We start from the raw sequence: 14012 nt of genomic DNA, 5'->3' as shown, positions 1-14012 counted from the left end.
AAAGAGCAGATGTTTTACGGCTTGCGGAGTCGATCCATCTGACGGTAGGAGTCCCCGAGGTGGTCGAGGTGCTTACGCATCAGGTCCATCGCGGCCATCGAATCACCCGCGGCCACCACGTCGCGCAGACTCCGATGGTCACTGTCGACGCATTGCCAGAAACCTTCGGGCGCGTGATCACGCCCGAATCGGCCGGACAGCACTCGGAAGACAGGCGCGGTGATGAGCTCGAGCAGAGGGTTGTGCGCCGCACGAAGCAAGACGAGGTGGAATTCCTGGTTCTTGGCGAAGGTCTCGGGTCCCTGCACTTCGTTGGGGTCGAAGATAGACGCGTTGAGCTGTTCGAGATGCTCGTCGGTGCGGCGGAACGCAGCGATGCCTGCGGCCGGCACCTCCATCAGGTTGCGCACTTCCATGAGCTGGTCGACGGTGACGGTCTCCGCGGCGGCCATGAGCGCCACACCGGTTTCCAGGTGCTCGCTGATGTGCCCGACGCTGGGGACGGCGACGAAGCTTCCCCCGGTCACTCCCCTGGTCGTCTCGATCAGGTTCTGACTGGCCAGGGAGCGAAGGGCCTCGCGAATGGTGCTGCGACCCACGCCGAATTCTGCGGTCAGCTCCGCTTCGCCGGGGAGGCGCTCACCAGGCTGCAATTCACCCGACAGGATGCGGGTGCGCAGATGTCCCGCAAGGACCGCATATGCGGGGACGCTCTTGGCTGTGCCTTTGAGCGGTGCCGGTTCGGCCACTTCTCCCCCTGCTTCTCGACGGCTGACGATCGGCTCGAGCCTAGCCTGGCCGCACTACCGACAGTCAAGAATCGCAGCCGCTGGCGTCTCGAACGAAACCGGCTGCGAATCTGACGGGTTCGCCCTCCACGCCGACCCACTTACTGTATTTCGGGGTCGGATTGACGATCGGTCCCGGGTCCCCGGCACGACAAATATGCCATGCAGGTCCATCACACTCGTCCATGGCGGCATGCGTCATCGAATATTCGACAGAATGTATGCGGTACGTTCCGGTTCAAGAATCATTACGTCGTGCCCGCAGTCGATGTCGATCCAGTTCCAGTCTCGGTTCGCCCGGATCCAGGACCGAACATCTGCCAACGGAGCGTACGAGGGTGCCGTAGCAGCGACATACGTGGCGGGGATTCCGTTCCCGACGGGGTTGTGCAGCCGGACTGAGGTTGTGAACGTGGCAAACGGGTGAGGTGTCAAACGATTCCTAATCCATTCAGCCAGTGGATGATCGAGGGAAATGCCGAACGACGTGGTATCGAAGTTCGGCAACACCACTGCGCGTCCGTTGTCGACTGCAAGCGCTTCACGGGCAGCCGCGGATGCACTGTCGAGTTGACTCAGCGGAGTTTGACCGTCGAATAGAATCATCGCATCGATGTAGACAAGGTGGTCGAGACGCTCGGCGATCCGGTCGGCGACCGCTGTTACTACTGCACCGCCGAAACTGTGGCCGACCAGCACTACATCACGCAGATCAGCATATTCGATGTGCTGGACAACATCCTGAACGAAAGTATTCAGGGTGATGTCGTAGCTCAGCAGGTGACTGCGTTCCCCCAGACCCGTTAGCGTCGGCGTTGTCACTGTATGCCCTTCGCAGCGCAGCCGAGCGGCAACGTCGTTCCAACACCATCCGCCGTGAAACCCCCCGTGCACCAAAACATATGTCTTTGTTGTCACTGCAACCCCGACGGCTTGTTTGCAGCTTTGGCAGGCAGCGGTGTTTCGGTGAGCAACGGTGCCTTGTGAATATCTTCCAGTGACTGCTTGGCGGTGTCGACCTTGAAGGCGAGAAGACCCACCATGAGCGCAAGGATCAGCAAGACGACAAGGGCGATGACCGCCTCTGGCCCCCAATACTTGACCAGAGCCACCGTGATGAACGGCATTGCGATGGCCGCGGCGCGACCGGACATGCTGGCAAATCCGGTACCCCTCAGGCGCAATCGAGTCGGGAACAGCTCTGGCGTATAACCGAACTGACCGAGCGAAACGAAAAAGTACACCGCGGTGACGAGAGCGAACCCGAGTCCGATGACGAATATGTCTTCACGCGCAAACGCAAATGTGATGCCGAAAACAATTATCGCGCCGCAGGACGCTATGAGTCCCCTGGTGCGAGAGACTTTGTCGGCCAGGGCGACGCACACCAGCGACCCCACGAGAGCTCCGGCACTCATTGCGGTGGTGAACGCGAGTGATCCGGTGATGGACATGCCCTGGTTCACCAAGAACGTCGGGATCCACGATACAAATCCGTAAACGGTCACGTTTATCGTCACAATCAGCAAGGACGCGACGAACAGCCTGCTTCGCACTCCGCGAGCAAACAGCGCACTCAGCGGCGTACGCGATTCGGTTCCCTTCTGGGTCCGATACTGGTCCGACTGCACGGGAGGCAAGGGCCCATGTGACGCTGCGACTCGTTTCTCGATGCCGGCGATCACTTCTTCGGCCTCGTCGTGACGACCTTGCTCTTCGAGCCAGCGAGGCGACTCCGGCATGTTTTTTCTGGCGATCCAGACGGCCATGGCGGCAACACCTGCAATGCCGAACATGTATCGCCATCCCAGGTTGGGGATCACGAACAGGCCCACCACCGAGGCAACCGGGAGTCCGGTCGCAATTACCGTTGACAACATTGCGGCCCATCGTCCTCGACGCTCCGGCGGAACAAATTCGCCCAGCATGCCCATTGCCACAACAAGTTCGGCTCCCAGGCCCAACCCCATGATCAGACGCATCGAGATGAGAAATTCGATGTTCGGCGCGAATGCGGCTGCCAGTGACGCCAAGCCGAAGATCAGAAGGTTGTACTGGTAGGCGACTTTTCGTCCCCACCGATCTCCGACGAGACCACCTGCCGCAGCACCTACCATCATTCCGACGAACGTGGCAGACATGAAGATGGCGTTCTGGTCGATCGTGGAGAAGCCCTCGTCGGCCATAGCGGCTATCACGCCCCCGGCAAGGTAGATGTCGAAGGCATCGATAAACGCGCCTGCGCCGATCAACCCAAGCATTGACCAGTGGAAAGACGATATCGGTAGTCGGTCGAGGCGAGGCCCCGAGTTGACTACGTTCTGATGTGTCATAGGTTCTCCAGTGCCTTGTGCCCTGCGGGCAGCATCGTTGTGAAGACATGTGGGTTGTGGTGATCGAAAGCCTGTAATTTGCCAAGGCGTGATTCCGCATGGAGTTTCCAGCGAAAGGTGCGGCCGTCTCGAAGAAGCCTGGAGGCCGACCACTTCGCCTTCGCAATGAGATGCACGTTACACCAAGGCAACTGTAATAGTATGAGTTTTAGGCAGTCAAGAGTGCGTTTTCAGTAGCTTTTCGCGCGTTTGGTGGAGTTAGTCAACGCTAGCCCGGTTAATACATCTGACATTTGAAGGCTGGCCCTGTTCTGGACCTCGCAACCGAGCCAGCATCGGCACGACCGATGCACGCAGGGCGACCCCGGGTGGAGACGGTGTCGGTTGGTCGGCTCGGGTGAGTCCATGGCGGCGATGTCACCGATACGTCGCCACCTCGGCCACCTCGCGGACGCTCGTCCGCAGATAAGCCGTCTACGGAACGCCTGATCCCGCCCTTGGGACCCGGATACATCAGATAGTTTCCCTCAGTCCGCAACCAAATTCACGCATACTAGATCCCGGCGGCACCGTTTCACCTCTGAAAATAACCCTTGACACCTGATACATCTGACGTTTATGGTCTCAAGGAGGACTTGACCAGTCACCGAGGAGGTAGGCAACGGGGTGGCAATGCGTCAAGCCAGTCCTGGGACGGTTTCCGAGGATTGCCCATGGATGACTTTCATCAACTTCCGTTGGGCCGCAATATGACCGACACCGACATCACTCAAGTGACGATGCTGTCGATGAACACCAACCAGAGTTACTTCAACGAGCTTCTTGCCGCACAGAACCCGATCACGGGAGGTTGTGTCATCTGTAACTAGGGGGGTGACATTGCCCGTGGTACTTACAAGTCCGATCCCGGACAAGAGGCTGAATGTCATCGTGAATCTTGCGACCACAGACATCACTATTTCCAACCGCTCTATGCGGGCGACGCCCTGTACACCGAAACTCAGATAACCTCGGCTACGACGAGCAGTGCACCCTAGAAATCAAGCGACACAGGCGGATTCGGAACGATCGACGCGGAGGCGACGACATGAACTCGACAGAACTGGCCCAGTGGGCACACGGTTTAACACTCGGTGCCATTCCTACCGACGTGCAGTACAGCGCAACGCGACATCTGCTCGACGGCATCGGAAATGCGATCGCGGCCAGGCGCCTCGGATATGGGGTGCCTGGGTGGACGGTCGCTGGATCATTGGGCGGGCCCGAAGAGGCACAGCCACTGACCGGAATATCCGCGCTGTCGGCTCCTGCCGCCGCGATGTCCAGCGCAATCCTTGTGCACTCCATAGACTTCGACGATACGCACGCAGGCGGCGTAGTCCATCCAACAGCGATCACATTGCCCGCAGCGTTCGCGGTCGGCCAACAAGTCGGTGCGACGGGTGCAGATGTTCTCCTCGCCGCCGTTGTCGGACTCGAAACTGCGTGTCGCCTCGGCAGCGTCAGTCCGCACGGATTCCACGCGGGAGGCCTGCACGCCACCGCGGTGGTGGGACCTTTGACTGCTGCACTGGTGTCCGGACGCCTTATGGGTCTGACAACTGCGCAGTTGATCGCCGGTCTGGGAATCGCGGGTTCGTCGAGCGGCGGGCTCATGGAGTTCCTCGAGACTGACGCCAACACCAAGTCATTGCACCCGGGAAGCGCCGCATTGAATGGCATCATCGCCGCCCGCCTAGCGCAGGCCGGGGCGACGGGTCCGCACTCTGTGCTCGAGGGAAAGTGGGGGCTCTATGCTGCGTTTTCCAGTCGACCTGTCGACCTCTCCGTCATCACTGACGCGCTCGGGAGCCGTTGGGAAACAGCCAATATTGGGATCAAGTCCTATCCCAGCTGCCAACTGATGCACGTCACGCTCGATGCCGTCGCGGCCGCCGTGTCAACGAAAAAAGTGGATGCATCGAACATCTCGGACATCGAAGTACACGTACACCCGGATTCGCAGACCTTCGTCTGCCGAGACAGTGCGGGCGTCACGCCCCCGGTCAGTACATACGACGCCAAGTTCGACCTTCCGTGGAGCGTCGCAGCCCTCCTGCACGACTCTGCTGTGGACATCAGCACCTACACCGAAGAGTCCATTGGAAGGTCCGACGTCATGGCGACGGCGCGCATGGTGCGCGTCATCGACGCGCCGACCGACGGACCGGCAGTGGCCGCCCCAGGTCGTGTAATTGTGACACTGACCGATGGTCAGGTGCTTGTAGGTACGGTGCCCGGTAGTCGCGGCGGTGCCGCATTCCCGTTGACAGACGAAGAGCTCCGGGCCAAGTTCACCGCGAACTGCGGCGGCCATCCATTGGCAAAGGAATTGGCAGACAGGGTTTTCGGGTTATCTGGCGAGAGCCGGCTCGACGGCATCCTGGCACTCACCGCCGACATCGCCTCCGGAACCGAAGCAGCTGTCACATCGGCCTGAAAGTCACGGGGAACAGTCGTGGTCGACGGTATCGATGCTGCTCGACACGCCCCATACAGTGCCGATGACACCGTTCACCCAGACGTCTATCGGCGGCTACCTGCTGTTGTCCTTCGTCGCAGTCCGCGCATATCTGTTCCTCGACGCGATGAGCCGCGCAACGGGTGGACATGGTCTGCCATTTGACCGCTGCGTGCCGCGCTCAACCTCGTGACCGTTCCGCCCACGATCACCCTGCCGCGTACGGAAACTCGCTTCACCTCGAAGTACGGCGGACGGTGACGAGGTCCGTTCAGCGAGGTCCGAACTGACGGTCACCCGCGTCACCGAGACCGGGCACGACGATGCCCCGATCGTCGAGCTCATCGTCGATAGCAGCGGTGACGACCCTGACGGGATGGCCTGACTTCTCCAGAGCAGCAATACCTTCGGGGGTCACGACCACGCACACGACGACCACATCGGTTGCTCCGCGCGCAACCAGCAGATCGATCGTCCGGGTCATCGAACCACCGGTTGCCACCATCGGATCGAGCACGAAGACCGGGGTACCGGACAGGTCGGCGGGCAGAGACTCCAGATACGGCACCGGTTCGAGCGTCTGCTCGTCGCGCGCCATACCGATGAACCCGACGCCCGACTGCGGAATCAGCGAGCTCGCCTGTTCGACCATCCCGAGTCCCGCGCGCAACACCGGCACGAGCAGAGGTGGGTGTGCGAGCCGAACCCCGGTGGTGTGGGCAACCGGAGTCTCGACATCGAACTCCACCACTCGCGCATCACGCAACGCTTCGTAGACCAACGTGTGAGTCAGCTGGCGCAGCGCAGATCTGAAGGTGGCGTTGTCGCTGTGCACATCGCGCATGGTCGTCAAAAGTGCTGCGGTCAAGGGATGGTCGACTACCTGTGTGTCCATGGTCGGTGATTATGGGCTGTCGATCGACAGTTCGTCCACCTGCTGCGTCATCGATCGACACGCGCTCACCGAGGTCCGAAACCGATCTGTCAGCGTCGGCAACATTTGCCAACGACTCGGTAGCGACGGGCACGTTGACTCGGACGCATGACCCCTCGCTGCATTTCCTTCGGGCTCGCCGCCGACCCACATCTCATCGACTCGTGCAGGGCAGTCCGATGACCGTCGGCCCCCTCTCCGACTGCCTCGTCGTCGACCTCTCCCGCGCACTCGCCGGACCCCAAGCCGCCATGATGCTGGGTGACCTCGGTGCGCGAGTGATCAAGGTCGAGACACCGGCGGGCGGTGACGACACCAGAAGCTGGGGGCCGCCCTTCGTGCCCGACAGCGACGGAGACCGGCATTCCACGTACTTCCTCTCCTGCAACCGCAACAAGGAATCCATCGCGCTGGATCTGAAAGCTCCCGACGATCGATCGACACTGACCGAGCTGATCGGCCGCGCCGACGTCCTGGTCGAGAACTTTCGCCCCGGTGTCCTCGACCGCCTCGGATTCGGCATGGAGGCGTTACACCAACTGAATCCGCGGCTGGTCATCTTGTCGATCACCGGGTTCGGGCACGACGGTCCCGAAGGCGCTCGACCCGGTTACGACCAAATCGCCCAGGGCGAAGCAGGATTGATGTCGCTGACCGGGCCCTCCCGTGACGAACCGACGCGGGTCGGCGTTCCCATCGGGGACCTGCTCGCCGGAATGAACGGTGCCTACGGCGTGGTCGCAGCGCTGCACGAACGCAACACCACCGGCCGTGGACGAGTCGTGCGGACCAGCCTTCTGGCTTCTATCGTGGGCGTCCACGCGTTCCAAGGCACCCGTTACACCGTTGCCGGCGAGGTGCCCCGCCCCACAGGCGGGCATCATCCCTCGATCTGTCCGTACGGCCTCTTCCACTCGGCAGAAGGGTTGGTGCAGATCGCCGTCGGCAGCGAGGGGCTGTGGCAGCGCTTCGCCCCCGAGTTCGAGCTGGACCGCCCGGAGTGGGCCACCAACCCACAACGCGTCGCCGATCGAGACGCAGTGATCGCTGCCGTCGAGGAGGCATTCGCCGACTGGCCCACCGACAAACTGCTCTTATTACTCGGTGAATTGGGCATTCCCGCAGGGCGTGTCCGCGATCTCGCCGAGGTCTACACCTGGGAACAGACCCGGTCGCAGGGACTGCTGATCGACGTCGACCACTCGGCTCTCGGCACCATCACGTTGCCTGGCCCCGCACTTCGTTTCGACAGCGACTGCGAGGGTGCCGGTACGCGCGAATCTCATGCGGCTCCCCCCACTCTGGATCAGCACGGCGACTCGATCCGCACCTGGCTGAAGTCGACATCATGACTCGGACGGACAAACCGGCCCGCCTCGGCGCTCTCGAATTGATCGACATGGTCGTCGACGACGGCAGTTTCGTTCGCTGGGACGGCGAACCGCTGCCACCGATCGGAGTGCACGGACCTCCGCAACAGAGCTACCTGGACGAGCTCGCGGCGGCGCGGGAAGCGACCGGCTGCGACGAGTCGGTCCTGACCGGTGAAGCGACGCTGGCCGGCCGGCGCGTGGCACTTGTCATGTGCGAGTTCGGTTTTCTCGCAGGGTCCATCGGAACTGCGGCTGCGGAACGACTGGTGCAAGCCGTCGAGAAGGCCACTGCGCAGAAGCTCCCTCTGCTGGCCGTGCCCACCTCGGGTGGAACACGCATGCAGGAGGGCACCGTCGCGTTTCTGCAGATGGTGAAGATCTCGGCGGCAATTGCGGCGCACAAGTCGGCGGGCCTCGCCTACGCCGTCTATCTCCGTCATCCCACCACCGGTGGAGCGCTGGCCTCGTGGGGCTCCCTCGGCCACGTGACCGCAGCCGAACCGGGCGCACTGCTCGGGTTTCTCGGCCCGCGCGTGTACGAGGCTCTCTACGGAGCAAAATTCCCCGTGGGCGTGCAAACCGCTGAAAACCTGGCGGCCAGAGGGCTTGTCGACGCCGTTGTGCCGCCAGAGAAACTGCGTGAGGTGGCGATCACGGCCCTCGCCGTGCTGTGCGCGCCGCACGAGCCACCACCCCCTGTTCCGAACATCCCGTTGGAACACCTCGACGACGTCCCGGCCTGGGAATCCATCCGTCGTTCTCGACGGCCGGAACGTCCAGGAGTACGCCGACTCGTGCGATCGGCAGCGAACACGGTCACACCGTTGCAAGGCACCGGAGCCGGTGAAATCGAGCCGGGACTGTTTCTCGCGTTGGCCAAATTCGGTGCCTCGGCGTGCGTCGTGCTCGGTCAGGATCGCACCTTCGCCGATCAACCGTTGGGTCCGGCAGGGTTGCGCGAAGCGCGCCGCGGTATGCGACTGGCCGAGGAACTGCAATTGCCCCTCGTCACCGTCATCGACACCGCTGGCGCCGCATTGAGCAAAGAGGCCGAGGAGGGCGGCCTTGCGGGTGAAATAGCCCGGTGCCTGGTCGAACTCACGACGCTGAAGGCACCCACGATCTGTCTGCTGCTCGGCCAGGGTGCAGGCGGCGGTGCCCTCGCGCTGCTCCCGGCCGACCGCGTCTTGTGCGCGCAGCACGGCTGGCTCTCGCCGCTTCCACCGGAAGGTGCGTCGGCGATCAAATTCCACACCACAGACCGCGCCGCGGAGATGGCCGAGGAGCAGGGCGTGCGCAGTATCGACCTGCTCCGTAACGGCGTCATCGATCGCATCGTGGCCGAACGCCCGGACGCCTCCGACGAACCGGCAGAGTTTCTGTCCCGTCTCGGCACGGTGCTCGAACACGAGCTCGCCGTGCTCCTCGCGGCCGAGCCCGCAGACTTGGTGACCACTCGTCTGCAGCGCTACCGCTACCTGGGGATGTCGAATGACCAAAAAAGTGCCCTGATTGGGCAAAGCTTGCCAGTGCATGCCGGCCAGCACGCTCGATAGCGTTTCTTTCAGTGAGCGCACCGCAGCGCAAACGCCTGCCGACTCCGCAATACCCCAATCCCCGATGAAGGAGATTTCAGTGCCCGATGCAATCGAGGTCCGCAAGGTCCCACTCCACAACGTGTCCGATGCCAGCGAGCTCGCGAAGCTCATCGACGACGGGGTGCTCGACGCCGACCGGGTCATCGCGGTCATCGGCAAGACCGAGGGCAACGGTGGCGTCAACGACTACACCCGCATCATCGCCGACCGCGCCTTCCGTGAGGTGTTGTCCGCGAAAGGAACTCGCAGCGCCCACGACGTCGGCGAGGTACCGATCGTGTGGTCCGGCGGAACCGACGGCGTCATCAGCCCGCACGCAACGATTTTCGCGACCGTTCCGTCGGACAAGGCCGTGCAGACCGAAGAGCCCCGCCTGACCGTCGGCGTTGCGATGAGCGAGCAGCTGATGCCCGAGGACATCGGCCGCACCGCGATGATCACCAAAGTTGCTGCAGCGGTCAAGGACGCGATGGCCAACGCTGGCATCACCGATCCCGCGGACGTCCACTACGTACAGACCAAGACCCCGCTGCTGACGATTCACACCATTCGCGACGCCAAGAGCCGCGGCAAGACGGTGTGGACCGAACAGACCCACGAGTCGATGGACCTCTCGAACGGCGGAACCGCTCTCGGTATCGCTGTTGCCCTCGGCGAGATCGACATGCCGACGGACGAGGATGTCATGCACAGTCGTGAACTGTATTCGTCTGTCGCATCGTGCTCCTCGGGCGTGGAGCTCGACCGTGCGCAGATCGTCGTCGTGGGAAACACGCGCGGAATCGGCGGTCGATACCGCATCGGCCACAGTGTCATGAAGGATGCGCTCGATCAGGACGGCATCTGGGATGCCATCAAGGACGCCGGCCTCGAACTTCCCGAGCGTCCGCGCACCGCAGACCTCGATGGCAAGCTGGTCAACGTATTCCTCAAATGTGAAGCGAGCCAGGACGGTACGGTTCGTGGCCGCCGTAACGCGATGCTGGACGATTCCGACGTGCACTGGCACCGCCAGATCAAGGCGTGCGTCGGCGGAGTCACGGCCGCGGTGACGGGAGATCCGGCTGTGTTCGTGTCGGTCTCGGCCGCACACCAGGGACCCGAAGGCGGCGGACCCGTCGCTGCGATCGTCGACCTCGGATAGCGCAGAGCTCGACTACCGAACGAAGGCCGCGCGGAACCGATTCCCATCGGAGCCGCGCGGCATTCGCTCTCGCACCAGTGTGAATCCCCAGACTGCGGATCTCGAACGAAGGAACTCCCATGGCAACCACCGCCGGACCCGCTACCGAACTTCTGATGTTCGACGCACTCGAACTCAGCGGAAAGATCAAGCGTCGGGAGGTGTCCTGTGTCGAGACCATGACGGCGTACCTGGACCACATCGAGATCCACAATCCCACCGTCAACGCCATCGTGGCCCTTCGTGCCCGCGACGAGTTGATCGCCGAAGCGCAAGAACGTGACGATCAGCTGGCGCAGGGGCAGTACCTCGGGTGGATGCACGGGTTTCCCCATGCGGTGAAGGATCTTTCGGCTGTGAAGGGCCTGCCGTTCACCTCGGGATCGGCCATTTTCGCGGATCGGATCGCCGAGGCGGACGACCTTTTCGTCGCTCGAATCAGAGCCGCCGGAGCGCTCATCATCGGCAAGACGAACACCCCAGAATTCGGCTACGGATCCCAGACGTACAACCCTGTGTACGGCACCACGGTGTCCCCGTACGACACCTCGCGCACCGCAGGCGGCAGCAGCGGAGGTGCGGCGGCGGCACTCGCGCTGCGCATGCTGCCCGTGGCCGACGGCACCGACTACATGGGTTCGCTGCGCAATCCGGCGGCCTTCAACAACGTCGTCGGTTTCCGACCGTCCTGGGGACGAATCCCCGAGCCTGGTTTCGTAGCCCAAGGCGCAGTGGCCGGCCCGATGGGACGATCGGTCACCGACGTCGCTCACCTGCTCTCGACGATGGCCGGCCCGGATGCCAACGCTCCACTCGCAATCGACGAGGACCCGGAAATCTTCACGCGCACCCTCGAACGCAGCTTTCGGGGGGCCAGGATCGCGTGGGTCGGTGATTGGAACGGTTATCTGGCAACCGAACCCGGTGTACTCGACCTGTGCGAATCCGCGTTCCCCATTTTCGCCGATCTCGGTTGCGAGGTCGATGCAGCTCTGCCCGACTACGACCCGGCCCACATCTGGGATTCGTTCCTGACGTGGCGTTGGTGGGCTCAGCTCGGGATGGCCGACCTGTATGCGGATCCTCGGACGCGTGCATTGATGAAGCCCGAAATGGTCTGGGAGATGGAGCATGCCGTCGCACTCAGCGCCCTCGGCATCACCATGGCAGCGCAGAAGCGCAACGACTGGAACGCTGCCCTCAACACGCTGTTCGAGACCTACGACTTCGTTCTCGCACCCAGCGCCCAGGTATTCCCGTTCGACAAGGAACAGCACTGGCCGCAGTCCATCGCGGGGCGTTCGATGGACACCTACCACCGGTGGATGGAGACGGTGGTGCCATGGACGATGGCCGGTGTTCCCATTGCGGCCGTGCCGGTCGGTTTCGACGATCGCGGCCTACCGATGGGGGTACAGATCATCGGCAGGCACGGTGCCGACCGCGCAGTTCTGCAACTCGCGTACGCCTACGAGCAAGCCTCTCGTTGGGTCGAACGCGTCGTCCCTCCTGCGCTCCACGCCCGCTGAACCACTAGCACTGTGAATCGAGCGGGCGGAGTACGGTCTAACAATGGATGACATCGTCGGTGAAATTCGTCCACGAGCACGAGACTTTCCGGCGTCGGCGGGTTACGCACTGACGGTCGAAGAATTGCTCTCACTGCCCAGCCTCTCGGGATCCACTCTGGTCGCCGGCGAGCGTGGCCTCGAGAAGATCGTACGACGCGTCAACGTCATCGAAGTTCCTGACATCCTGCCCTGGGTGAAACAGAACGAACTTCTGCTGACAACGGGTTTCCCTCTCCGACATGGAGATTCAGGACGTCCGTTCGATGCACACGCGCTCGTCGAGCTTGTCGAAGGACTGGCCGAACGCGGTGCCGCAGCGCTCGGCGTCAAGGAAGGCCGCTATTTTGGGGAAGTCCCCGCCGCAATGATCGAGGCAGCCGACCGACTCGACCTTCCCCTCTTCCTCATTCGCCGCGACGTGGGTTTCGACGAGGTCATCTCCGAGGTCTTCACCCACCTCGTCGATCGACAGGCGTGGGCACTCGACATCGCCGACCGAATGCATCGAGCACTCACCTCGATCGTGCTCGAAGGCGGAGACCTACCGCAGATCGCCGACGAGGTGGCCACGCTCTTCGAGGCATCGGTGTTGATCTGCACTCCCGACGGCAGAGTGCAGGCGACGGCCGGGGCCGATGCGGATCTTGCTGCACTCGAAGAGATGCCGCTGTTCGATCCTTCGGGTCGGCTGCTCACCGAGCGCCTTCACGAAGGGCTTCAGCCGGTGCCGGGTGATACCACGCACCGCATGGCAGTGGCACCGATCATCGCGGGCGGAACCGACCACGGCCTCATCGTTGCGGTGGCAGAGGCCGGACGCCTCGGGCCTGTCACCATGCAGTCTCTCGAACGTGCGGCCACGGTGGTCGCGTTGGCGGTCATCAAGAAGCTCGCGGTCTCGGCGGTGGAATCCAAGTTTCGAGGTGACTTTCTTCGCGATGTTCTCAACGGAGCGGCCGAATCCCCCGAACAGATCATCGAGTACTGCGCGCAGTTGGACTGGGACGTCAACCGACGCATGGTCGTCATCGTGGCTCAACTGGACGAGATCGCCGAAGCGGCCGTGCGTAATTCGATGAAGCCTGCGGTCTCCGGACGGCTGCCGCAGGAGCGTCTCACCGCAGCGTGGCAACAGGTCGTGCGGCGTCGGGATCGACGGGCGCCCGTTGTCGGATTCAGCAACGAGGTCGTCATCCTCATGCCGGCCGGGCCCGGCACCGAACACGAGGTGGTCGAGGATCTGATCGGGGCCGTGGCCGGCGACAAAGGTGGTGGCCGTAATTCGTTCGGCGCAGGGGTCAGCCGCGTCATCGACTCCGTCGCCGATATTCCGCGCGCCTACGATCAAGCGCGCAAGGCCGTCATGGTCGGCCGGCGCATGAGCGGCGACGGGTCGGTGGCACATTTCGACAGCCTGGGTGTGCACCGCCTGCTGTCTCTGGTGACCGATGCCGCGGAGTTGCAGGCGTTCGCGAGCGAAGTATTGGGTTCACTCGCGGGCGATGATGCCGATGCTCTCGATCTGCGCCAGACGCTGCAAGCGCTGTTGGATACCAACTGCAATGTCGCCGAAACAGCGCGCGTGCTGCACTTCCACTACAACACCCTCCGCTACCGAATCGGCAAGCTGGAGTCCATCGTCGGCCCGTTCACCACCGATCCGATTCTGCGCCTGGACGTGGCGCTCGCGTTACGCGTGGCGGAAATGAAGGGTCTGTGACATTCACTCAGG

Annotated in this window: 12 protein-coding genes; 8 read left to right on the top strand and 4 right to left on the bottom strand. The window is 62.7% G+C overall.

The features are described from left to right. Nucleotides 1–14: 14 nt before the first annotated feature. From CH291_RS18215 to CH291_RS18205, 3 genes are all read right to left on the bottom strand, one after another. Nucleotides 15–749 (bottom strand): FadR/GntR family transcriptional regulator, encoded by a 735-nt coding sequence (locus CH291_RS18215; protein WP_094688263.1) that lies wholly within the window; start codon nucleotides 747–749, stop codon nucleotides 15–17. A gap of 237 nt (nucleotides 750–986) precedes the next feature. Further along, nucleotides 987–1682 (bottom strand): alpha/beta fold hydrolase, encoded by a 696-nt coding sequence (locus CH291_RS18210; protein WP_256980902.1) that lies wholly within the window; start codon nucleotides 1680–1682, stop codon nucleotides 987–989. A gap of 20 nt (nucleotides 1683–1702) precedes the next feature. Further along, nucleotides 1703–3274, bottom strand: a complete 1572-nt coding sequence (locus CH291_RS18205; RefSeq protein ID WP_218829042.1) for an MFS transporter — start codon at nucleotides 3272–3274, stop codon at nucleotides 1703–1705. 560 nt (nucleotides 3275–3834) lie between these two features. Here CH291_RS18205 and CH291_RS26875 point away from each other — a divergent pair. From CH291_RS26875 to CH291_RS18195, 3 genes are all read left to right on the top strand, one after another. Further along, complete coding sequence (locus CH291_RS26875; protein ID WP_179276599.1) at nucleotides 3835–3990, top strand: hypothetical protein; 156 nt, start codon at nucleotides 3835–3837, stop codon at nucleotides 3988–3990. 218 nt (nucleotides 3991–4208) lie between these two features. Further along, nucleotides 4209–5600, top strand: coding sequence for an MmgE/PrpD family protein (locus CH291_RS18200; protein ID WP_094688260.1), 1392 nt, complete (start codon nucleotides 4209–4211; stop codon nucleotides 5598–5600). Nucleotides 5601–5634: 34 nt separating this feature from the next. Further along, nucleotides 5635–5814 (top strand): hypothetical protein, encoded by a 180-nt coding sequence (locus CH291_RS18195; RefSeq protein ID WP_094688259.1) that lies wholly within the window; start codon nucleotides 5635–5637, stop codon nucleotides 5812–5814. A gap of 78 nt (nucleotides 5815–5892) precedes the next feature. Here CH291_RS18195 and upp read toward each other — a convergent pair whose 3' ends face one another. Then, the gene (upp, locus tag CH291_RS18190) at nucleotides 5893–6516 is read right to left on the bottom strand and encodes a uracil phosphoribosyltransferase (protein ID WP_037190910.1); all 624 of its coding nucleotides are present in this window, start codon (nucleotides 6514–6516) and stop codon (nucleotides 5893–5895) included. Between the two features lie 218 nt (nucleotides 6517–6734). Here upp and CH291_RS18185 point away from each other — a divergent pair, with 218 nt between their 5' ends. From CH291_RS18185 to CH291_RS18165, 5 genes are all read left to right on the top strand, one after another. Further along, nucleotides 6735–7907, top strand: coding sequence for a CaiB/BaiF CoA transferase family protein (locus CH291_RS18185; RefSeq protein ID WP_094688258.1), 1173 nt, complete (start codon nucleotides 6735–6737; stop codon nucleotides 7905–7907). Continuing rightward, entirely contained in the window at nucleotides 7904–9484 is a 1581-nt protein-coding gene (locus CH291_RS18180; protein ID WP_094688257.1) for a carboxyl transferase domain-containing protein, read from the top strand. Before CH291_RS18185 ends, CH291_RS18180 begins: the two co-directional genes overlap by 4 nt. 79 nt (nucleotides 9485–9563) lie before the next feature. After that, nucleotides 9564–10670: a ring-opening amidohydrolase gene (locus tag CH291_RS18175; protein WP_094688336.1), complete on the top strand. Its 1107-nt coding sequence runs from the start codon at nucleotides 9564–9566 to the stop codon at nucleotides 10668–10670. Nucleotides 10671–10789: 119 nt separating this feature from the next. Next, nucleotides 10790–12238 carry an amidase gene (locus CH291_RS18170; RefSeq protein ID WP_094688256.1) on the top strand — a complete coding sequence of 483 codons (1449 nt, stop codon included), beginning with the start codon at nucleotides 10790–10792 and terminating at the stop codon, nucleotides 12236–12238. A 43-nt stretch (nucleotides 12239–12281) separates the two neighbouring features. Then, nucleotides 12282–14000 carry a PucR family transcriptional regulator gene (locus CH291_RS18165; RefSeq protein WP_094688255.1) on the top strand — a complete coding sequence of 573 codons (1719 nt, stop codon included), beginning with the start codon at nucleotides 12282–12284 and terminating at the stop codon, nucleotides 13998–14000. Nucleotides 14001–14012 lie beyond the last annotated feature (12 nt).

This window comes from Rhodococcus sp. 14-1411-2a (assembly GCF_002259485.1).
Lineage (GTDB): Bacteria > Actinomycetota > Actinomycetes > Mycobacteriales > Mycobacteriaceae > Rhodococcoides.
This window is presented reverse-complemented; position numbering and strand designations above follow the sequence as displayed.

What these genes read in the sequence shown, in the direction of transcription:
- CH291_RS18180 (WP_094688257.1), top strand. Translation starts at nt 7,904, where the DNA reads ATGACTCGGACGGACAAACCGGCCCGCCTCGGCGCTCTCGAATTGATC.
- CH291_RS18165 (WP_094688255.1), top strand. Translation starts at nt 12,282, where the DNA reads ATGGATGACATCGTCGGTGAAATTCGTCCACGAGCACGAGACTTTCCG.
- upp (WP_037190910.1), bottom strand. Translation starts at nt 6,516, where the DNA reads ATGGACACACAGGTAGTCGACCATCCCTTGACCGCAGCACTTTTGACG.
- CH291_RS18185 (WP_094688258.1), top strand. Translation starts at nt 6,735, where the DNA reads ATGACCGTCGGCCCCCTCTCCGACTGCCTCGTCGTCGACCTCTCCCGC.
- CH291_RS18200 (WP_094688260.1), top strand. Translation starts at nt 4,209, where the DNA reads ATGAACTCGACAGAACTGGCCCAGTGGGCACACGGTTTAACACTCGGT.
- CH291_RS18195 (WP_094688259.1), top strand. Translation starts at nt 5,635, where the DNA reads ATGCTGCTCGACACGCCCCATACAGTGCCGATGACACCGTTCACCCAG.
- CH291_RS18170 (WP_094688256.1), top strand. Translation starts at nt 10,790, where the DNA reads ATGGCAACCACCGCCGGACCCGCTACCGAACTTCTGATGTTCGACGCA.
- CH291_RS26875 (WP_179276599.1), top strand. Translation starts at nt 3,835, where the DNA reads ATGGATGACTTTCATCAACTTCCGTTGGGCCGCAATATGACCGACACC.